At 37.7% G+C, this 22,395-nt stretch carries 19 protein-coding genes and 3 pseudogenes; 20 read left to right on the forward strand and 2 right to left on the reverse strand.

Annotation, left to right across the window (positions count from 1 at the left end; translation table 11 throughout):
* The first annotated feature begins 70 nt into the window (after positions 1-70).
* From RCG21_RS32735 to RCG21_RS32755, 5 genes and pseudogenes are all read left to right on the forward strand, one after another.
* On the forward strand, positions 71-763 hold the full coding sequence (locus RCG21_RS32735; protein WP_308914587.1) for a ZIP family metal transporter: 693 nt from the start codon (positions 71-73) through the stop codon (positions 761-763).
* Between the two features lie 1,573 nt (positions 764-2,336).
* Positions 2,337-2,429 (forward strand): putative holin-like toxin, encoded by a 93-nt coding sequence (locus RCG21_RS32740; RefSeq protein WP_308914588.1) that lies wholly within the window; start codon positions 2,337-2,339, stop codon positions 2,427-2,429.
* A gap of 596 nt (positions 2,430-3,025) precedes the next feature.
* Complete coding sequence (locus RCG21_RS32745; protein WP_308914589.1) at positions 3,026-3,520, forward strand: DUF1572 family protein; 495 nt, start codon at positions 3,026-3,028, stop codon at positions 3,518-3,520.
* A gap of 110 nt (positions 3,521-3,630) precedes the next feature.
* Entirely contained in the window at positions 3,631-4,122 is a 492-nt protein-coding gene (locus RCG21_RS32750) for a DinB family protein (protein ID WP_308914590.1), read from the forward strand.
* 407 nt (positions 4,123-4,529) lie between these two features.
* A pseudogene (locus RCG21_RS32755) lies at positions 4,530-4,948 on the forward strand (recombinase family protein); the annotation flags it as partial.
* Positions 4,949-5,736: 788 nt separating this feature from the next.
* Here the strand turns inward: RCG21_RS32755 and RCG21_RS32760 are convergent.
* On the reverse strand, positions 5,737-7,134 hold the full coding sequence (locus RCG21_RS32760; protein ID WP_308914591.1) for an aminotransferase-like domain-containing protein: 1,398 nt from the start codon (positions 7,132-7,134) through the stop codon (positions 5,737-5,739).
* 113 nt (positions 7,135-7,247) lie between these two features.
* Between RCG21_RS32760 and RCG21_RS32765 the strand changes: the two genes are divergently transcribed.
* Entirely contained in the window at positions 7,248-8,165 is a 918-nt protein-coding gene (locus RCG21_RS32765; RefSeq protein WP_308914592.1) for a DMT family transporter, read from the forward strand.
* Positions 8,166-8,968: 803 nt separating this feature from the next.
* Positions 8,969-9,179: pseudogene (locus RCG21_RS32770) on the forward strand (hypothetical protein).
* A 259-nt stretch (positions 9,180-9,438) separates the two neighbouring features.
* Here the strand turns inward: RCG21_RS32770 and RCG21_RS32775 are convergent.
* Complete coding sequence (locus RCG21_RS32775) at positions 9,439-10,677, reverse strand: IS110 family RNA-guided transposase (protein WP_308914593.1); 1,239 nt, start codon at positions 10,675-10,677, stop codon at positions 9,439-9,441.
* Between the two features lie 446 nt (positions 10,678-11,123).
* On the opposite strand from RCG21_RS32775, the gene RCG21_RS32780 reads away from it, so the two are divergent.
* The 13 genes and pseudogenes from RCG21_RS32780 (at position 11,124) to RCG21_RS32835 (ending at position 22,382) form a co-directional block, all read left to right on the forward strand.
* Positions 11,124-11,738: a YgaN family protein gene (locus RCG21_RS32780; protein WP_308914594.1), complete on the forward strand. Its 615-nt coding sequence runs from the start codon at positions 11,124-11,126 to the stop codon at positions 11,736-11,738.
* Positions 11,739-12,339: 601 nt separating this feature from the next.
* Positions 12,340-12,618, forward strand: a complete 279-nt coding sequence (locus RCG21_RS32785; protein WP_308914595.1) for a DUF8220 family protein — start codon at positions 12,340-12,342, stop codon at positions 12,616-12,618.
* A 173-nt stretch (positions 12,619-12,791) separates the two neighbouring features.
* Positions 12,792-13,142 carry a DUF5412 domain-containing protein gene (locus RCG21_RS32790; protein ID WP_308914596.1) on the forward strand — a complete coding sequence of 117 codons (351 nt, stop codon included), beginning with the start codon at positions 12,792-12,794 and terminating at the stop codon, positions 13,140-13,142.
* 121 nt (positions 13,143-13,263) lie between these two features.
* Positions 13,264-14,514 carry a TraM recognition domain-containing protein gene (locus tag RCG21_RS32795; RefSeq protein WP_308914597.1) on the forward strand — a complete coding sequence of 417 codons (1,251 nt, stop codon included), beginning with the start codon at positions 13,264-13,266 and terminating at the stop codon, positions 14,512-14,514.
* The gene (locus RCG21_RS32800) at positions 14,511-15,584 is read left to right on the forward strand and encodes a conjugal transfer protein (protein ID WP_308914598.1); all 1,074 of its coding nucleotides are present in this window, start codon (positions 14,511-14,513) and stop codon (positions 15,582-15,584) included. Before RCG21_RS32795 ends, RCG21_RS32800 begins: the two co-directional genes overlap by 4 nt.
* Before the next feature lie 5 nt (positions 15,585-15,589).
* On the forward strand, positions 15,590-15,820 hold the full coding sequence (locus RCG21_RS32805; protein ID WP_308914599.1) for a TcpD family membrane protein: 231 nt from the start codon (positions 15,590-15,592) through the stop codon (positions 15,818-15,820).
* A gap of 26 nt (positions 15,821-15,846) precedes the next feature.
* A pseudogene (locus RCG21_RS33700) lies at positions 15,847-16,206 on the forward strand (TcpE family conjugal transfer membrane protein); the annotation flags it as partial.
* A gap of 19 nt (positions 16,207-16,225) precedes the next feature.
* Complete coding sequence (locus tag RCG21_RS33735; protein WP_308914600.1) at positions 16,226-17,977, forward strand: ATP-binding protein; 1,752 nt, start codon at positions 16,226-16,228, stop codon at positions 17,975-17,977.
* A 20-nt stretch (positions 17,978-17,997) separates the two neighbouring features.
* A complete protein-coding gene (locus RCG21_RS32815; protein WP_308914601.1) occupies positions 17,998-18,675 on the forward strand; it encodes an ATP-binding protein in 678 nt (225 codons plus the stop codon).
* Entirely contained in the window at positions 18,672-19,115 is a 444-nt protein-coding gene (locus tag RCG21_RS32820; RefSeq protein WP_308914602.1) for a hypothetical protein, read from the forward strand. Before RCG21_RS32815 ends, RCG21_RS32820 begins: the two co-directional genes overlap by 4 nt.
* 14 nt (positions 19,116-19,129) lie before the next feature.
* Positions 19,130-21,283, forward strand: a complete 2,154-nt coding sequence (locus tag RCG21_RS32825; protein ID WP_308914603.1) for a CD3337/EF1877 family mobilome membrane protein — start codon at positions 19,130-19,132, stop codon at positions 21,281-21,283.
* A gap of 93 nt (positions 21,284-21,376) precedes the next feature.
* On the forward strand, positions 21,377-21,559 hold the full coding sequence (locus RCG21_RS32830; RefSeq protein ID WP_308914604.1) for a hypothetical protein: 183 nt from the start codon (positions 21,377-21,379) through the stop codon (positions 21,557-21,559).
* Complete coding sequence (locus tag RCG21_RS32835; protein WP_308914605.1) at positions 21,534-22,382, forward strand: bifunctional lytic transglycosylase/C40 family peptidase; 849 nt, start codon at positions 21,534-21,536, stop codon at positions 22,380-22,382. Before RCG21_RS32830 ends, RCG21_RS32835 begins: the two co-directional genes overlap by 26 nt.
* The last annotated feature ends 13 nt before the right edge of the window (positions 22,383-22,395 follow it).

Consider the following 22,395-nt stretch of genomic DNA (forward strand, 5'->3'; position numbering starts at 1 on the left):
TTGATGATTCTAGTGCAAAATCTATTCTCTAGGAACATAAAATGGAGCAATAACAGTTTGGAGGATTGTGATGAACATTTTGCCTATTGTTATATCTTCATTGTGTACAAGCATAGGAGCTATTCCTATTTTATTTATAAAAAATGTTTCACATAAAGGAAAGGATGTAATGTTATCATATACTGCCGGAATAATGGTAGCAGCTTCAGCGTATGGTTTAATTCCATCTGCTATAAAACTCTCTAATACTACTATTCTAATAATTGGTATTTTAATTGGAACGTTGGTATTAACATTATTAGAAAGTCTTATACCCCATACTGATTTAGATAACTCAAAAAAGGATTCAGGTAATTCAAACCTCATTTTATTTATAATCGCTATGTCAATCCACAATTTCCCGGAAGGATTATCAGTTGGTATTTCTTATGGAAGTAATGATCTTGAACTAGGCCCGCTCGTTTCATTTGCGATTGGATTACAAAATGTTCCGGAAGGTTTCTTAATTGCTTTATTTTTAGTAATTCAAAATGTTAATCGTTGCAAAGCTATTTTTTTTACAACCATTACGGATGTTATCGAATTGTGTGCTGGAATAATGGGTGTTTTTTTTGGAAAATTCTTTGAATTTGTCATCCCCTATGGTCTAGCTTTTGCTGCAGGATCCATGCTCTTTGTTGTTTATAAAGAGTTAATTCCAGAAAGTCATGGTGATGGAAATGAAAGAGCCTCTACAATTACATTTATTTTAGGATTTATTTAACAGATTGGTTAAGATAAATTGATACTTTTATAAAAGCAATTATTTTTGGCCTTCTTCAAAAATTAATGCGTTCGTTAAAGTACACTTTTCCGAACGGGATCTGTTTTTAAAACACTTTTCCGAACGGTATATAGTAGAATAAGAGAACAGAATGTAAAAAATGGGGAAATTAAAGTTGACGTTAGAAAGTTTGGATACGTGCGAGTCAGTAGTAAAGATCAAAATAAAATATTAATTTGAAGCTATTAAGGAAAAAAGGGATAGACGAACGGGATATTTTAATTGACAAAAAAGCTGAAAAGATTTTAAACGGATTCAATATCAATTACTTAAGCGTATTTTACGAAAAGGGGGACGCTTTCTTTTTTCATTCCCTCAATCACTTTGGACGAAATAAAGTAGAAATATTTCAGGAATGAACGCTATTACAAAAAACATACATGCTGATTTTGTTTTATTGGGTCCTAAAAAAGTATTAAATTAAAATAGAAGAAACTCGTCAAAAATAGCCTTTACTCATAAAGAGCAAAAGCTATTTTTTAATGGAAAAGTGAATTTTTACGAATTGAAGACTAAAGGGAAATAACCACTAAAAGGCCGACATTTTTTGTTGTTGAACTATCATGAGTATTCTAAGAAATAGAATCATTTATTTAATACTTTGTGGAAGGAATATATTCAGAAAGTATTTATTGTAATGGAGACCTTAAAAATCAAATTGGTAAAACATGGGGGATTATCTTTTTCCGGGGTGGAGCTTTAAACTTAACCTTTTTGCTTTTTGCTCTGAAAAATCTTTTGGTCCTAGTCCGAGGGCGGTTAAATGGATTAAGGACACTAGTTTTTATATAAAACTATCATACAAATATTAAATGTCATGATCACTCCGCTTCTGAGTTTGTTGTGTCTCTGCACTCCCAGCATTCCACTCGATTCCTCTCCATAATAGATAATTCCTCTCCGCAAGAAATACAAATATCCATTAACAATCACCCTTTCCGTGTTATTTATTGAAAACCAACAACTTAATATAGTAAATAAGTTGGTAGGATAATTATAACGCTAAGTTTTCTGAAAAAAAAGAAAATAGACATATTAATTAAGTTTCATAAATTGCAATCAGATTACTGTGCCATCTCGAAGGAAAGTAAAATCTAAAAAATACAACTTCAAATTTTCAGGAGATAACTAGGGAGGAGGGATATCAATAAAAGTGATAGGACTAATGACGTGTGAGTTCATTCTTTAGAAAAGATAAGATATTTGAAATTGGAAAAGCGTATAATATATTCATTATATACGTTCATGCTAACTTTTACTGAGTTAGCACTACACCCCGACCAATGTTCCAACTTCATCATTACTTGTATCTAATTTATCTATACCTTACAAATTCTCTTATTTTTACGCAGGGGATCAGCAATTTTGATTTATCGTTTTATAGATCTAGCTAAACCGTCTAATTTGTAGACCAAAAATAATTATTTTTTGAGGTGATTATTAACGATAATAATTTCCTTTGTATAGAAAGAGTTTGGATTAGGGTAGGCTGATTTTAGGAGGCGATGGATGAATGAGTACTTTTGAAGTCTTATCTCTGATGATTAGCTTTGGTATGTTTGTTATCGCCATTCTGGAATTTAAAAATAAAGATAAAAATTCTTGAACACGCTGAAAAGGCGTGTTGTTTTTTTAGATCTACTTATGGCGGTATCACTACGGACTAAACGGAAAGGAAAAGCGTCTTTCTGTATTCTGCATTTGTCACTGTGCTATTAAATGGCCCGATAAACTCGGTCTGTACGGCTAATGCCTACATTTTGCAGGGGTTCTGTTCCATTTATGACGGGTCGCCTTACAAACGAGCCGTACACTTTTTAGACCTGGGGCTCCTTACCCAAACTCAAACCCATCAAACGGTAGTCCGTTGGATGGTACAACATGGGCCAAGTATCTCTCCTTCTTTGTTCTCCTTGTTGTAATCGTATGCTTATAAGGGGCGATCAATGTTTTTGCGCTAGCGCTTCAAAGATTTGTAGAGGTCAAACAAAAAAGGATTGATATGAAAACAAGTTATGGGCAATATAATATATTCCGTTTCTTTCGCTAATTGGGGCTTAAGTTTAAGAGCACTGCTGTCATTTTGGCAGCTTTTTCTTGTTTAACTAACGGAGCAGGATAGTTTAACTAAGTTCTAAAATAAAGGGTTTCACTAATAAATTAAAGAATAAATAAAAAATACTTTGTGACGAGGTGATTTGTATGAACATCGGTAGAGAGTATTTGAAAACAGTTATCCAACGATTTAGAGAAATGAAAATAAACGCTGAAAAAGCAATAGAACAATTAACCGAAAGTGAATTATTTTGGTCTCCGAATGAAGATTCCAATAATGTCGCTATTATTGTGAAACACATGTCTGGTAATATGGTCTCTCGCTGGACTGATTTCTTCACTACAGATGGCGAAAAACCTTTTCGAAATCGGGATGATGAATTTGTGGGAGATATACATACCAAAGAACAGGTTATCAAATTGTGGGAGCTAGGTTGGAATACTTTTTTAACTGCATTGAAAGATATTCACGAAGATGAACTATTAAAAACAATCACTATCCGAAATGAACCCCATACAGTTCTAGAAGCGATTGAACGCCAAATGTACCATTATTCTTATCATGTTGGTCAAATCGTATATATAGCAAAAAATTTAAAATCAAGTAATTGGAAGACACTAACTATTCCTCGGAAAAGGTAACTAATGGATAGTTTATTAAACTATCAGGAGTTTATGTTGAAGAAGAAATTGGGATTATACGGTAAAATATATGTTTACATGGTTACAATACGCGCTAAGGAGGATTGGGAATGAACAGAACGGAATCGTTACTTCAAAACTGGGACTTTTGCTACGATAAAGAAGATTGGTATCCGCCGCTCGCTGACGCACTCAAAGCGCTTACGGCGGAGCAAGCAGATTGGCGCCCGGCTGGCGAGCATGCGAACACGATTTGGGAGACAGTTGAGCATTTGATTTTTTACAAGGAAAGGTTGCTCAAAAGAATTACCGGTAAGGAATCTCAGTATCCGGAAGGGTTAACTAATGACGATACGTTCGCAGTAGCTTCGAAAACGGAGAGCGATTGGGAAGCCACGCAAAATAGGCTAAAAAGCGTCCATCTTGGCATCCGTGAGCGTATTACGAATTTAAAGTTTGACCAATTGCAAGCACTTGTTACTAATCGTCCATTAGACGAGTGGCTTAACAGCCTCATTCTCCATGACGCTTATCATACGGGCCAAATTATTCTGATCCGCAAGTTGCAAGGCTCTTGGCCATCGCGCCGCTCTTTTGAATAGGGCAAAAAATTGCACCTGTTCGAGAACGTGGCGTCCTATATATCACGAATTACATCAAATATTTGTCGAGCTATTTTACGAAATGTCGGCAACGGAGAAAACGCCAACAGCAGCTTTAGCAGAGATATGCTACAGACGGCATTAAGCAGCAATTCCTATTTATTCAAAGGGATGAGCGCGGTTATTTACCTAAGGAAATTGCGGAACAGCTCTGTTAACATTTATTTCTGGTCTACGGGTTTGAAACAAATAAAGTAGGTCTGCCTTAAAAAAGTTAAAATAGGATGATTGAGCTAACGAATACGATACTTGAATGACAGAAAAAAAGCAGGCCAGACTGAATTGTTCCAGTTATGGCCTGCTTTTTGTGATGCCCCCACAAGAATACATTGAATACATGTAAACAATTGCTTAAGGAATTAACTGAAGGTGACACAGTAGTGGTTACCAAGCTTGATCGGTTAGCCAGGAATGTACGTGAGGGAATTGACGTTGTAGAGGAATTATTCAACAAGGGTGTTCGTGTCCATGTGTTGATTGTGGGTTTACTTGAAAACACACCTATGGGGCGGTTCTTCCTTCAAACCATGCGGTCGCGGAAATGGAAAGAAATATGATTGTGGAACGAACCCAAGAGGGGAAAGCATTAGCCAAGCAGCGCGAGGATTTTAGAGAAGGCCGACCGAAGAAATTCAAAAAAACACAAATTGAACACGCATTGAAGATGCTTGAAACTAATTCTTACAAGCAAGTGGAGGCTATAACCGGGATAAGCAAAAGCACTCTTATTAGGGCGAAGAAACGGCAGGAGCAGCTCTTCCAATAAAAGTAAAAACTATGTACAATAAATGGACCTGCACAGGTCGCAGCTTCGATCAAGTTGCAATAATGGTAACTTTTTCTTTTTTAACTAACTAGACAGAAGAGTTTAATAAGGGATAGTACCATTGCCGGGACCCTTGACATAAACGATTTAAAGCAGAGGTTGGGGACCTTTTTGGTACCCGTACCCAACACATCGCAAATGATATTTTCTCTAAAAAAATCCCGGTATCAGAACCCATTTTCTTCTTCTCTTCCATTATGTAGGTTTATCTCATACCATCTTGTGATCCAAACATCTGATTAGCATAGAGAACTCCTAGACCAACTGGATTCATTTTTAAAACTCCTCCTTCAAATATTTATTCACCGGTACCCCTAATCCTTCTTGAAGTATCATAGCTTCGCTTGTTATACGAGATCGATGTCCCAACCAGCCTCAAACATGTTTCTACAGGGGCGAACTGTTTAGCTGAAGGGATCAAAGTCCCACGGGTGCTTACGTTCTACCCCGGCTACCGTTATAATAAAACCATATGAAAAATGGTCAACCAGAATTAAACCCCATCTTTAAATAATTCTTCTTCGGCTAACAGGGTGCTTTAATGTAGTAATAAATAAGAACCCAATTTCTCTAATTTAATACAGAAAAATTGGGCTTTTTAGGCTAATAGGAAAGTATAAGTGCAACTACGGCTCTGTCTTCGCCCTTAGGGGCTCGCCAATCGGTGAGTTTTCTTTATATTGAAATTTCCTTAACGTTGTAAATCCGCATTTACTTGATGCTACCCTTTATTGAGTAGAGCGTACTAATTTAATAAACTTCCTAAGTCCTTCCGAGATTTGTTCTTCATTGGCATAGGAATAGCTTAACCGAAGCCATGAGGATGGCTCCTTTAAGGGGTCACATATTTGTCCGGGAACAAAGGATATTGATTGCTCCAGACTCTTGACCAACAAGTCTTCTGTTGAAAGGCGGTCTGGGAGCTGCACCCATAAATTTAAGCCACCATTTGGACTGGTCCATTGCCAATCTGTTACGGACAGTTCTTCCTCCATGATTTCCTTTCGTATTTGCAGCGCAATTCGCAGTTTCTCAACATGTTGCTGTAGTCTTGGTGATGAAAAGTAATGCAGGAAAATCTTCTGATTTAAAAGCGGTGATCCATTATCGGCCAATGATTTTACTGCTAGCAGTGATTTCATCACGGAAGACTGACCGTTCATCATGACGGCTATTCGCAGCCCTGGTGATACATATTTGCAAAAGCTTTTGATATAAATCACCATGCCGGAAGTATCATAGGTATACATGGGCGGTGGCGGCTCTTGGTCAAAAAAGATGTCGTAGTAAGCATCGTCTTCTATTAACAGACAGCGGTAGTGCTCGGCTAACTGGACTAATTGCTTTCTTTGAGCCGATGGGACCGTGTATCCGGTTGGATTATGGAAGGTTGGATTCAGATAAAACAGACGAGGTTTGTGTTTTTTCATGATGAATTCAATCTGATCTAAATCATATCCGTACGGATAGATATCGACGCTTACAATATTGGCTCCTTGTGCTCGAAAAATATCAATGGCAGAACTATAGCTCGGTCGCTCTAAAAGGATAATGTCTCTTGATTTTACAAATGCCTGTGCTATCAGATGAATGGCTTGCTGGGAACCTGCCGTAATTAATAGCTGATCTGGATGTGTAATCGTTTTAAAATGCTGATTAAAATAGTCAGAAAGTGATTGACGCAGTTCATGATCGCCTTGAACGGTGGAGTAGGTGGAAAGAACCTTAGGGTAGAGATCAAAAACTTTTTTTACATAGTCCGATATGAAGCGATTTGGCAAAAGATTAGGGTCAATTAATGCCTGCGAAAATTGATAGGAAACAGGGACCTGATGGATTTCCGATAAATGATTTTTTTGCACATATGCAGAAACGATCGGATTTTCCAGGCTTTCAAATTTATTAATTTCACGGGATTGGACATAATAGCCGGATTTATCTTTGACATAGACTTTATTTTCCTGTTTAAGATGCTGGTAGGCCTTTAATACGGTTAAACGATGAACCTTCATCTCAGCGGCTAAATTTCTAATTGACGGGAGCTTTTCATTCTCTTTCCATTCATTGAGTTCGATTCGGTGTAATACATAATCGTATACTTGTTTAAATAAGTAATCTCTATTCATTTCTTTCCCTCCCAATCCCTTTGATTTTAGCATGTTTCTTCTTAATCTGTTCTAATGATTTTCATCTGTTCTATTATCCTTCACCTATAATGGAGCAAAAAGGAGGAATTGACATGGTATTGTTTGGTTATTTGTTTATGTGTCTGATTTTTAGTACAACATTTCTTGCGATAAAAATAGGGATTGATGCAGGCGTACCGCCTTTTTTCTCAGCAGGCATTCGCTTTTTTTTAGCAGGTTTGATTGTATTTGTCATTATGAGGTTAAAAAGAAAGACTACACTAAGGATGTTTTTTCGTATGGAGATGCTATTGTCGGGGATTGGGCTGACTTTTGGTACTTTTGCCACTTTATATTGGGCAGAGCAGTTTGTCCCGTCAGGAACTGCAGCCGTCTTGTCAGCTACCGGGCCGATGATGATACTGTTGATTCAAACTTTTATTTTAAAAACGAAAGTAAATTCGAGTTCCTTTATTGGATGTTTTATAGGAATAGCGGGGGTCTTTCTCCTCATTTTACCGAGCTTTACTTTTCTTGTTAATTCCTTGGTGCTGGGCGGCTGTCTCTTAATTATGGCAGGTGAGGTGTTTTATGCATCAGGAACGATTTATTCGAAAAGGGTGATCAATCGGTTTGATACATTTTCCCCGATTGCTTTAAATGCCGTTCAAATGATGCATGGCGGGATCCTATTAATGATTTTGTCTCTTGGGACGGAGGATTTCCAAGTGTCTGCTTTAGTAAGTCCGGCTGCTATCGGATCGTCCCTTTATTTGATAGTAGTTGGATCAATGGGCGGACATAGTCTCTATTACTGGCTTGTCTCCAAGACAAACACGGTTTTCCCTTCAACCTGGCTTTTTGTTTCACCAATTCTAGCTTTGGTGCTGGGAGTCGTTTTTTATCATGAAACTCTTTCATGGTTGTCTGGTATAGGTGCATTGACGATTATCCTTGGAACCATAATCATTTCGCTGCCAAATTTGAGGTCTTATCCGCACTCCTCAGTTAAATTTTTAAGTGGCAGATAAAGAAGCACGGTGTTGGGCATTTCCCCGCTGGAGGTTGCTTTAATAAGGATGATATACTCTTAAACCAAACTTCATATTCGACTAGTAATTAAAGATTAATCTTCAGAAATCGGGCGCTTTAATGGAGGAACGACAAAAGCCCAATTTCTCTATTGTCATACTGAGGAATTGGGCTTTTTAATATTGGAATATCCTTAACGTATGTTTTCAGTGTTTCGTTGGTGACACTCCTTTGAGGACTTTTATTTAAAAGTGACAATTTACATAAGCTTTATGTTCCTTAATTGTTTGTACATGCTTTTCGTGTAAATTGGAGTAGTAGACCTACTCCTTTCATTCAGCACCTAGCTGGACTTTTTTTGTTACATTTCTCTTGGTCAAACATAAAAAATTGTAAAGACAATCCTAATCCCGTCCCCCTCCGAATTAGGACACCCCAAAATAGGCCCAGTATCGGCAGTGCTGTAACCAGGGGCAAAGTAGCAAAATGCTATTCCACAATCGGTCGCAATCCTGGAACAAGTATAAGAGCTCATTTTCATTTTAGGGCCTGATTGAGGAGAATCATTTTAAAAGAAAATTGGGTATTTATCGAGGAGATTGTGAAGAATTGTACTTAAGCTAGCGGGTGCAATAGTTAAAGATCAAGTTGCAAAATTGGTGGCATTTTTGTTATTGTCTTGACGGTTAGGATATTTAAGGGAGTAAATTATTCATCGTGTAATTCTGTCTTTCGAAGACAAAATATGTTAAGGGATTTTACTGGAAATGCACTGCCCATTTTTTAATAAGGAGTGAAATGAATGGCTGATAAAAACGAACTCAATCGAGTCGATAACGATACTGGTGAGGCTGTAGGTACTGTTGTTGGTGCTGTCTCTGGTGCTGCCGTGGGTTCTGCTTACGGTCCGATTGGTACTGTAGTAGGAGCAATTACAGGTGGGAGTGATGGGTAACAATCTCGGCGAAGGAGCCGATGAAGCTAATGACGGTGATGCGAACCGAGAAGATTAGATTTATACAAAGAGGTACATGCATTAAGACTTTCAAAAAGGGAGTCTTTTTATTTTTCTATTAATTTATTCAGCTTTTTTAGGTAAATTTCCAAAAAAGATTGTGGATTGTTTCACTTAAAGTAAACCAGCTAATAGTTTGTCAACATTTTTCAATAAAATGTTTGATCACGTCATGATATACTAAAAATGTCCATGCCAAATAACCTTCCTCATTTCGCTTATTGGAAGGTTTTGCTGTATTTAGTTGGATATAGTTTTTATGCTATATCTTGGAAAGTGGTTCTGCTTTTTAGTAAGGCGTAAATCCAGTGTAAGAGCTTATTTACACACGCAATCATGGCTACCCTGAAGGGTTTTCCTTCTTCTCGTTTCTTGTCATAAAACTCTCGTAGTCTTCTATTACGTGGAATGATCTCATCAGTGGTTTTCTTTTTACGGGCATCCCGAATGCCACTTTGCACAGCCATATACAAGGCGTGGCGGAGTCTACAGGAACCACGTTTGGTTATTCGGTTTACTGATGCAGTGAACTTTCCAGAAGAATATACACTAGGATCTATTCCAGCGAATGCAACTAACTTCTTGGCATTATTAAACCGATCTATCTCTCCAATTTCAGAGATAATCGTGGCAGCGATTTTTTCTCCGATTCCAGGGATAGATTGAAGGATCTCGTATTCTTCAATTTCTTTAGCGAGAGCATCTATTTCATTCGCAATGTTGGATAGGTGCTCTTCATATTGAAGAACAATCTTTACTAAGATTTCAAGGTTGAAGATATGACTCTCGAAGAGATTATTTTGAAAAGGATTTTGAAGAGCAGCTGCTCTTAATTTCTGTGCCTTATCTTTTGCCCAAGACTCTGAACGACTCATACATAATGAAGCTATTCGATCCGTTAACTCTTTTTCACTTACACTTAACACAGCCTTAGAAGTAGGGAAGGCTAGTAAAGTAAGCAGAGATACCTTAGAATAGAGGCTTCCAAACACCCCACGGTACTCAGGAAACACCTGGTCGATTAAAGAATGTAGCTGTATCTTTGTTTTCGCTGATATTTCTGCAATACTCTCTTGTTGTCTTGTTAGATTACGAAGGTTTAAGAGTTGAACCCCACGCTTCTTGTATGGCTCTAATTCCTCTTTATAAAACAGTTCACAAAGATGATAAGCATCAATTGCATCTGTTTTTACCTTTCGCAGGCTTGAGCTCTTGGCTCTATGTGAGATAAGAGGATTTAAGATAATATAAACATATTTTTCTTCCTCTAAGAATTGAATAACAGGAAAATGGTAGTGTCCAGTTGATTCTAAAACAACCGAAGGTTGATAACCACCAGCTGCTCTTTTAACTTCTTTTAGGAACTCCAATAAATTCCCCAAACCTTCAAGATTATGTTCAATACTAAAGCTCTTACGATATGGTTTACCTTTATCTAAAAATGCTTGGACCTGACTTTCACCCTTTGAAACATCCAGACCAATGACTGGATTCATACTTGAATCTCCTCCTCCTAGAAATACAATATTAGTCGGTTTCCCCTAAAACTCCTTGTAATGTCATAGGTTCGCTTGTTAAACGGGATCTTTGTCCCAACCAGCCTGAAACATGATTATACAAGTAGGGGGTGGACAGTTTACTTGACGGGTTCAAGACCCACGGGTGCTACGTCCTCCACCGACTACCGATATAATAAAACCAAATAAAAAAAGGTCAACCAGAAAAATCTGGCTAACCTTATATTACGAACGGGTGCTTATGTTGAAGAATAGGGGCTGCTTCGGCAGTCCTTTTCTTGTTCAACTAAAGGTGCAGTTTAGTTGAACAATCGTCATTAGCTTTTTTTCAACAATCGGACCATTTAACGGAGTAATACTTATTGTGAAAATGGGGGAAATTTGAAATAATTTTATGAAACATTGGTTAATTGGGGGAGTAAAAGATGCGAAATTTTAAAGGGTATTGTTTATTTATAATTTTCACCTTGTTGCTAACAGGGTGTACCGGTGTAGAGAAAGAAAAACCGTCATCAAATACGAAAATAACCATTGAGCCATATAACATGAGTGAAAAGGAAAAACTGCTTATTAGCAAGACAGGTGTAGGGCAAATTGAATTTTTCAAGCTGAATGGCAGTCTGAAAGAAGATGATAATTTGCAATTTTCAGTGGAGGAGTTTGAAAACGGTAAGTTTAAAAAGGACTTGCTAAATACTTCGGATGGACCGAAAACAAAATTTAAAGACAGCCTCATTTCTTTTGGAATAAGTGGTATCGAGGATGAAGACCATTCTTTAAAGCTGTTAACGGGTGTACCATCTGGACTTGATACAACGAAGTATTCAAATAATATGACAATGTCTTCCTTTAGTAAGCTAATAAGCGAAAAGGTTACTTTAGAGAAAAATAAACCTGCATATTTAGTAGCTTGGTTAGGCACTACTAAAAACAGTTTGCGTTCTGTTGAAAGCGAAAATGGCGAATTACCTACAGGTATTGAAGAAGCCGAGATTGCACTTTTATACAAAGTTTTATGGACCGATAAAGAAAAGAAATAGCTTTCTTTTGTTTAACAATCAGGCGCTTATCTTTAGTAAGAAGTCGTCTTTTTGATATGCTCCTACACATAAAGGGATTAGATTTTGTTAAGGTGAAAAAATTGTGAACATTTTCATTTAAACTATCGGGTGCTTTACTCTAAAAAGGAGTAAAGCATTTTCTTACGACCTAGCTGAACGGAGGGATTGATTCCCAATATTTCTGGTGGGTTAAATCGATTATTATAGAGTATAAATACATCCTATAATAAAGGCGGTTCAGTTAACTTCTTAATCATCTTGGAAAAATTGGAACATCGTTTTGGCTATCTACCTTGTATAGTATAATATTATTTTTTGGAGTTTCGTTTATTTTGTCAAAAATCCAATTCCTCCAGAAGCCAGTAACAAATAAAATTGGCTGGTTAACTTTAATTGCATCATTCATTTTCATAGAAGTTTTGTTTTATTTATTTTAAAAAACTAATTCAACTAACAGGTGCATTACTGGAACAACGATAATGCTCATTCTTATTGAAGTAACGGATTTAGGATAGCTGAATGAGGAAATCCATTCTTTAAAGGTGAATTATAGTGGTAGCAACTTTATGAGGAGAATGTTATGAAAAAAAATGTTCAAGTGATTGACGGTGCAATTAACAGTATCTTTGAGATTTATGAAGTAGATGTCGAACTGTTTGATATTCTTTTTCCAAATGGCGATGATATTGCATTTGCAAGTGATTTTCCATACCTTGAGGATACTGATTTCTATAAAAGATTTTACTCAAAAATGTTGGATAAGAAAAAGGTTAATGGTATTCACGGAACACTTCATCTTGAGGACATAGCAAAGGAGAGTTTTCCGAATAGAAAAGAAACGGACACTGGTAATTTTTAATAAATTGATAAGTGCTTATTCAGCTAAAGGGGTGCAGGAGTTAAAGATTGGGATGGCTGCGGCGATCCCGTTTTCTTATTCTGCTAAAGGTAGCAGGGTAGTTCAAGAAGGATATGCATTAAAAAGAGAATAATTCATTTTAGATAATTGAGGCAAAAGTAAGGGGGAAAAGTTTGAAAAAGAGACAAGTTATTTTTTCATTATTAATCCTAGCGTTAATAGGATATGGTGTTTATTGGGCATTTTTTGATATGAGTCGATTGCCAAAAGGCGATAAAATTGCAGAGGAAAGTTCGCCGGATGGGACATATACGATAAAGGCATATGTTTCAAGTGGTGGGGCAACAACAGATAATGCAGTTCGAGGAGAACTCAATTTTAACAAAGAAAACAGAAAACCAAAAAATATTTATTGGAATTATCACGAAGAAACGGCAAAAATAAATTGGATAAACGATAATACCGTTATTATTAATGGTCACAAATTAAATGTACCTAATGAAACTTTTGATTATAGAAGATAATTATTTTTTAGAGATTGTGAAGAAGTGTACTTAAACGACGTTAATTGGAACCATTATTGAGGCAGCCCTTCAGAATGAAAAGCCTGTTATTTTTGTAGATGGGAAGGGCGAGCGAAAATCGATGCTTGAATTTAAAGCTTTGTGTGAAGCTTATGGTCGAAAGGTTTATCTGTTTTCTGAAATGGATGATTTAACGTATAACCCTATTAAAAACGGAACACTGACAGAAACACGAGATAAACTCATGTCACTCTTCAATTTTTCGAGTGAGGGTGATGGAGCTTATTACACAGATATAGCCTCTCGATATTTACAGTTAATCGTAAAGCTGATGGACGAAGCCGGAGTTTCAAGGGATATTGAAACGATTGCGAAATTAACAAATTTCAAGTCTATGAATCAATTTTTTAAGGAACACAGCATTGTGGAAGAGATCGAAGAAGAGTTTGAGGTTGAAGTAGAAGAAAAAGTTGTTATTGAAAATGAAGTGGCAGCGGCACTGGACGACGATTTAAGTGGCTTTATAGGTACAAAAGAGCCAAAGACTGAAACGATCAAAAAAACGGTTTTAGAAAAGCGAAAGCGTACCGTTAGGAAACTTGGAGAGGGTATGCAGCGGATTAAGAAAGTTTTAGATGATGAGTTTCCAGAAGAGATTGTTGAAGGCTGCTTAACACGTTTGAAAATGCAACTAGGTGAGCTGTTAGAATCCGACCTTGGCCATTTGTTTATAGAGGGTGAAAAAGGTATTGATCTTCAAAAGATTACAGATCAGAACGACGTCGTGATTTTCAGTATTTCAGGGAGTCGTTACGCGGATTATATTCGGAAAATTGGGAAAATGATCATCTTAGACGTGAATAGTTTGGTTGCTTATCGACAAGCACAAGGGCGTAAATCGATTCTTGCCATATATGATGAGTTTTCTGCCTATGGTGATCGTCGAATTGTAGACATCGTGAATAAGTCACGATCTGCGGGCTTTGAATGCATCATTTCTACCCAAACTTTGTCTGACATTGACGCAGTTGATCCCATTATGACAGAGCAAATTATTTCGAACTGTAACATCATTGCAACTGGCCGAGTTAATTCATCCGTGGATGCCGAAAGAATCGCACAAGTTTTTGGTACGTTTTCGGACCGAGAAATTACGCAGCAGATTGAAAAAAAATACCCTCATTTGCGTTATGAGTCAAACATGGGAACAGTTCGAGATGTGGAGCGTTTCAGAGCACATCCAAGCGATATTAAAAACTTACAAATCGGTGAAATTTTTATTAATCGTAAGATGGTTGAAGAAGAGGAAGGAGATACTTATTTCCGTCGTGTGTATGTCCGAAATGCGCTTGATTTAGGAGGGATTGAATGATTAATAAGCTTATTGGTGGCATTAAAGTAAATGCTGATCGTGGGCGTAATAAGGTCTTGAAAGATGAACGACGACTGAAGTCGTCAAAGTTTAATAGTCGGATGGCTTTTACCATCCTATTTTGGGCTGTCGTAATTGGAGTCATCTTTTTCACCTTTCAATCATGGGCTAGGACAGGTTTTTTGAACAATAAGATCAACGGCTATCAGGAAAAGGCTTCTGCACAAATTGCTAGCCTCAATGAAATTGGGTTTGCGAATTCACCGGCTGGTGAAGATTATACGAAAAAGTTTATCGAGGCTTATATCAACGTACCAAATGACCCAAAGCAGCGGGAAGAACGTGCAAAGACACTTCAGAATTTTCTTGCTGAAGGATTGAAGGTGGAGCAATTAGAAAGCCTTTCAGAGTTTAAGGGAAAACGAGTCTTACAGAGTGCTAGTTTATATGATGTGAAGGATGTAAACGAAGATGCTGCCAGCTATGTTTACCGTATAAAGTATGAGCTTTTCAAAACTGTTGAGAAAAAACAACAGGTAGAAGTGAAGAAGGAAGATAAAAAAGGGAAGCAACAAACTGTGAAGGAAGGAAGAGTCATTAAACAAGATGAATCACTTGGAGAAAAGGAACAAATGCTTGTCGTTCGAGTGGGGACAGACGGAAATTCCTTTAACGTTATTGAGCAGCCATATTATCAAACACTTCCAAGTAACAGCCGATTAACAGCCATTCGAGATCAAACAGACAAGTCAAAGAAGAATATAAAGGCTGAAGCTCAACTAAAACAATTTGCTACTCAATTCTTTACTTCATATACAACCAATTCGATTGATGAAATGTCCTACTTAATGAAAAATCCTGAAACTCTTAAAGGGCTTTATCAGTATAAAGGTTTAGAGGGCTTTATCGTCTATGATGGCGAGAAAGAAGGTCAATACATTGTGAAGACCCTTGTTCTCTTACAGGAGGCCAATACAGAGCTTCAAACCAAGCACCCTTTTACTCTTGTTGTCAGCAAGCAAAACAATAAATTTTATGTTCAAGAATTAAAACACACTTTGGGAGGATGATTTAAATGCCAGATATTTCAGGTTTAACACAGTATGTTTCGGGGCAAGTGTCTGCGGTATTGTTTATTGTGATGATTGTCATGATCGTTCGAGCGTTCATATCTCAACGGTGGGGAATGTTCTTTTCAAGTTTTATTTTTGCCGTAATCTGCTATGTCATTGTAGCCAATCCAGGAGAATTTGAAAGTTTAGCGAATGCGATTTGGCATAAAATCAAAAGCGGTGGTCTTAGTTAAGACCAGCAGCTTATAGTTTTCGTAAATTTTTCAAGCATCCTTTAAAGGTTTGGAACATTGGAAAAGGCGATAAAGCAATCGTCTTTTCCAAAGGGATTGAAATTCGACAAATCATTGTTGCAGTACTTATTTTTGGTTTCCTCTTACTGTTTAGAGGGAGTATTAATCAAATTTTGCCAACTACTCTGCAACTTGCCTTTTATGCGGTGTTGCCGTGGATGATTGCAGGGGCAATATGTAGAAGTAAGCTAGATGGTAAACAGCTAGATCGCTTCTTTATTGGGTACTTTCGATACCTTTATAACAAGCGTTTTAGTTATAGCAATCATAAACCAGTTTATCAGCCACAAATGAAAAAGCCCCAATCGTATGAGAAATTCCAATAAGTGAGGTGGGTTTGGTTCTATGTTACAGTTTCCAATCCAGTCTTATAAAAGAAATGTCGTTTATACCCCGGATGGAGAGGCCTTTAGTTATTACAAAGTGTTAGAAAACACAGTAGGGATTAATGAACAAGAAGCTGAAAATACGCTTGTTCATAACCTTCAAAGACTTGCTTGGCAATTAGCGCCTTTTGGGGAAATTGATTATAAAATCGTTCCTGTACCCGTCGATATTGATAAACGAATGGATCGTCTTCAAAAACAGTATGAAGGTAAATATGCTGAAATTGGAAAGTATTATGCTGAACGAGCAAAAGAAATTTTGCGTGAGGAAGCTAAAAATGTCGTCGAATACAAGTTCTTTGTAGGCGTTAAATTAAAGCGGCAGGAGCTAGACGAAAATATTTTGGGTACATTCGTATCCTCTGTTAAAAGCATGAATCGCTATATCCAAAAAATTAGTGGTTTTAAAGAACCCGAGGTGGATGATCTAACAGCAAGAATGTTTGAAGAATCAGAAGATGATGCTTTTAAAGTACTTAATCAATATTTAACTGTGCAGCGAGTAAAAGAAAGCGAATTGCGTTATATGATTCGGCATCAGTTTGTTAGAGGTCAAGAACAGATTGAAGCAGGGGGAAGTGTTTACAGCCTTACAGAAGGCATTCTCGACCCGGGAAAAGCTGGATACATTCATATTAAGCAGTTAGATCATGAATCTTGGTGCGCTTTTCTTCCAGTTTCTGATTTCCCTGTTGATTTAACTTATAAAGAATGGGCATATTTTTTCCAGTCGTATCATTTTCCAGTAGAAGTCAATATGCGGACCATTTACAAGGGAAAGAAAGAAGATGAAAACAAAACGAACATGATAAAGAAACGCTTTCGAGATCAAGATGCTCAATTGATCGAAGCGAATGAAGATGATGACAGCTTAATTAATTTAGGTCGAGTCCTCTTGCATGAGCTTGAAAATGATATTCGAAACCAGGGCAAACCACTTCTTAGAACTCACATCAATTTTGTCGTCTACGGTAAAACAAAAGAAGAAGTTCGAAAGCGAGCAAAAATGCTTAAATTGGGCTTTAAAGATCAACAAATTGAACTTGTGCAGCCGTTAGCCGATCAACTCTTATTATTCCATCAATCATTGCCAGCTGCGAAGATTGTAGCAGAAGATTGGGAACAAGTCCTTACTCCTGAATCTTTTGGCGAATCTCTTTTTTCTCTCACACGAAAAATTGGAAATACCGTTGGGTTTTATCTTGGAAAAAACATTTCGCATGAAGGTGAAAGCATTGGAAACTCTCAATCTCTCGTTTTTTATCATCCATTTTTAGCCCAATTGGGCTTAGAGGGTTCTCACTATTCATCCCCCCATGTGACGATTTCAGGACCAACTGGAATGGGGAAATCCTATTTATTGAAAGACATTTTATTAAATGCGATTTTCTTCGGAGCGCAAATTCTCGCGACGGATCCAAAGAACGAACTCGAAAAGAAATTCAAACAAGCTCTTACGCCTGAATTGGAGCGTTCCATTCCATTCTTTAAAGAGCTGATTGAAAGCTTTAATTATATTACGTTTTCACCTCATAAAAAGGATGCAGGCAAGCTTGATCCGTTGACTTTCCTTGATGGGGAAGAAGCGTATGACACGGCTGTCGCTGTCTTAGAATATTTATCTGAACTTCAACCTAGTGAACGAAATATCAAAACAGAGATTTATCAAGCGGTTCGTGAGGTTGTGCAGCAAGAAGAAAAACCAGGATAATAAAGGTCGTACATCGTTTAATGAAATCAGAAGATCAAGAAGTCATGAAGGTTGGACTCTATCTCAATGAGATTGGCACCAATGGTGTTGCTAAACTGATGTTTTCAGATGGAAATGTTTCAGGAATTAGTCTTTCAGAGCAAGTGAATATTTTGCAGATTCAAAATTTAACCCTTCCTGAAGATGGGGAGAAGCCTGCCACTCGTGATGAGCATATTGCCGTTGCCTTAATGATTCCATTAGCAAAATTCGCGACGAAATTTGCCCGGGATGATTCTAAAACCAAAATCACGATTTTTGAAGAAGCATGGATGCTTACGAACACAGGTCAGGGACACAAACTGATTAAAGAAATGCTAAGAACAGGGCGTTCATTACGATCGGCCGTCTACATTATTACGCAATCGACGTTAGACTATAACCGTCCAGATATTAAAGAAGGCATTGGTACGAAGTTTGCCTTTAAAGCAAAGACGGCTGAAGAAGCAGGAAATATCATTGAGTTTCTTGGGCTTGAAGACAATGAAGCCAATCATAAAATGCTGAAAAATCTGAGGGAAGGCCAATGCATCATGGAAGACATGTACGGCCGTACAGCAAAGATTCAAACCGATGTCCTGTTTAATGAATGGGTTAATGCCTTTAATACAAAAGAAAACGACAAAGGAAGAGCAGAAACCGAGGAGGCGTTCATGTGATAAAAAAACTATTAATCTCTCTAATTCTCTTGATTGCACTTTTAGCTGGGTGCAATCAAAGTACATCTGGCACATCTTCTGAAGATATTGCGAAACTGGCTTATGAATGGGAAAAGGCAAATTTTGATCGAGATTATGATCGACAGCAAGATTTTATTTATAAAAAAGGTTCTTATGAAGTAGATAAAACAGCTAAAAAAATCGATTCAGGATTGAAGTATAAAGACATTCGTTTTGAAATTTACTATGACAAAAAATTGAAACAGTATTATGTCTTTGAGGATTTTACAAGTCCTATTGGTGGAAATTCAGTAGTAGACAATATTCTTTTCCGTAAAAAAGGTGACGAGTGGAAAGTAGATACGAGCAAAAGTTTAGATATTGTACGGGAGGAAGTTTCAAAAGAGTTCGATCGGGAAGCCTGCATTAACTGTAAATGAGGAGGGATTGAATTTTGAAATATCTGAAATGGGGGTTACTCTTTTTTGTATTTATGCTGCTTATTCTGCCAACCTCTTCATTAGCGGAAAATGTTTCTCCGACCGTTGAGAAAAAGAAAGAAACCGTAGGGCGGGTGACACTGGAAAGCAAAGAGTATCCTCTCGATCACTATAAATTAGAAGCAGACATTGGCGATGGCATTAGCGAAGCGGGTGACCGTGCTTTGCATGCCATCAATCAAGGGTTATGGGGATTCAATAAAACAATTGCCAATTTTACTCTTTATTCTGTTGATCAGTTGATGTCTTTCGATCTAATTAGTCTCATTGTAAATGAAGCAGGGATGATGAGTGAACGAATTTATAAAATTATCTCGGGTACATTTTTATCCTTGTTTGTGGTGATTGTGGGAGGTACAGCTGCCTATCGATATTTCGTAAATCAACAAGTCGGCCATGCAGTGAAGGCGATTCTTGGGGCTCTCGTGATTATGACTGTTACTTTTTGGTTTTATTCCAATGCAACACAGAATATCAAATGGCTAAATGATCGCGGAGCCGAGCTTGAAGGTATTGCCAGTTCTGCGAATGTCCTTGTGACTTCTGACGAATTCGATACCAACAAAGCGTACAATTCTCAAGAAGGTTTGGCTGTACTTGAAAATCAGCTATTTAATTTGATGATAAAACGTCCGTATTTACTCCAGAATTATGGTTCAACAAAAGAATCAGAGATTGTTAGCGAAGATCCCAATCGGGTAGATAAACTTTTGGAAATCAAGCCTTACACTAAAGAAGGAAAAGAGCAAAGGAAATTAATCGTTAAAGCCGAAGTTTCCAGGTATAACAATAAGTATATGTCTCCAGATTTTAGCGGTGACCGATTTGGATATTTACTTGTAACGCTTATATCTACCGTTGCCCTTTCTATTCCTATTTTATTGTTAGGGATATTTAAATTTTTGCTTCAAGTATGGTTCCTAGCATTAGTCATTTTCACAGGCATTCCATTAGTTCTTGGTTTAATCCCATCTTATAGCGAGACGGCTTTAAATCATTTCAAAAAGATTATTGGTGTGCTGCTTATGAAAGCTGGATTAGTCCTTTTGATTGCTGTTATTACCTGGCTTGTTACTTTACTTTATGAATCTGTTAAAGTGACGAATGGCGTAGAAGGATATGCTTTTGTTGTCTTCTTAATCGTCATTACCATGTGGGGCTTATTTAAATATCGTTCTGAAATCTTTGAGGTTGCTTCAGCTGGAATGGTTCAAGGGCAGCAAACCGTGGAAAGAGCAACATCTCAAGCTTTTAACAAAATGGGAGATTTCCAAGAAAAAACTTTTCGTATGGTGGATAAAGGGTATCGACGCTATCAGCAAAATCAACGGCAAAAAAAATCAGATCGACGAGAAGAAGGTGCAACAACGGCAACGCCAAATGCTGCTTTTACACAAGATACTCCTCAACGTTCTCGACATCGCCAAGCAAGTCAAACCTCAACGGTGGGAAAGGGACAGGAAGCAGCCATTCAAGCTATTGGAAAAAACGGAAAAAATGCTACTGCCTCAATGGTAACTGGTACAGGTACCCAATCAGCTTCTCGTAATCCGGGAGCTGCGATTGTTCACCTAGATGATTATAAAAAAGGAAAAGACGACGGTTCTACAAACAAGGTTGCTTCAGGTAATGCTTCACAGCAGCAAGCTACACCAAAATCTGATAAACGAAACGCAGGACCAACTTCATCAAGACAACAAGAGCGTTCTCCAGGTAATGTTTCACAGCAGCAAGCTACACCAAAATCTGATAAACGAAACGCAGAACCAACTTCACCAAGACAACAAGAGCATTCTCCAACTAATGTTTCGCAGCAGCAAGCTACACCAAAATCTGAAAAAAGAAATGCAGGACCAACCCCACCAAGACAACAAGAGCATTCTTCAAGTCGAAACCCTGTGAATTATTCGGAACAAAGGCAATCCTTGCCTCACCAACCCATTGATCCAAATAAGCCGATCACAAAATGGGAAGCAGACCAACAAATTAAGGCTAGGAGAGGCGATACTTCTGGAAATGTTGTTCAATCTGAAAAACGGGATCCAAAACCTAAACCAGAAAACACAAAGCCAGAACGGAAAACACAAAAGACTAGTGAAAACGGATGATGTTGGAGATTTGTATTCTGACGCAATTAAATCAGATTTTATGAACAATCCCCCGTTCGTTGCGTCAGAATCGACTTCAGGAAAGGAGACGGCATGCAAGTAACTTTGAAAAAAGGCGCTAAAGTTGCTGGAACTATCGCAGTGCTGAAAAATCCAATTACTTGGATTGTAGCTGGCATCCTTCTTCTTCTTTCATCGATTTTCGGTTTAGCTTTGTTTATCTCAATCAGTTTAGGTGGTGGCAGCACCCTTGATTCAGGCACGGGTATCTGCTGAAGTTTTAAGATATGAGCCTTTGGTTACCGAATACGCTAAAAAGTATGGGGTTGAGCAATATGTGCAGCTATTGCTTGCTAAGATGATGCAGGAAACGGGTGGAAGGCTTCCAGATGTAATGCAGTCAAGTGAAAGTATCGGGCTTCCTCCAAATTCGATTACAGACCCCGAAGAAAGTATTGATGTAGGGGTTAAGTATTTTGCCAAAATCATTAAGAAAACCAAGGGTGATATAAAGTTAACTTTGCAAAGCTATAATTTTGGTGCAGGATTTATTGATTACGCCAATAAAAGAGGGGGCTATTCAAAAGAGGTAGCGATTGAGTTTTCAAGGATGATGGCAGCTGAAATGGGATGGGATTCATACGGTGATGTTAACTATGTAGACCATGTTCTACGTTATTACAATGCTGAAAATGATAGTGTCGTAGTTAAAGGAGACGGTACACAAATTTTTAATGTTGAAGAAGTTCATAAAATTATGAAACAGTATCTTGGCCGTCCCTATGTGTGGGGAGGCAGAACACCAGCAGCAGGAGGGTTTGATTGTTCCGGATTAATGGAATATGCCTTTAAACAAATCGGTATTGATATGACTGGTACAGCTCAAGCTCAATACGACAAAACAAAGCAGATTCCGGAAGATCGAATTAAACCGGGAGACTTAGTTTTTTTCTCTACATATAAGCCGGGACCATCTCATGTTGGCCTTTATGTAGGCGACGGAAAATTCATTAATTCCAACGACAACGGCTTAGAATACAGTTCGGTTGAAGAGTGGAAAAAGCAATATCCATTCTTAGGATTTAGAAGAATTCAGTGACGGGGGTGAAGTC

Origin of the sequence: Bacillus salipaludis, assembly GCF_030938565.1 — a bacterium.
In the GTDB taxonomy this organism is placed as follows: Bacteria; Bacillota; Bacilli; order Bacillales; family Cytobacillaceae; genus Neobacillus; species Neobacillus salipaludis_A.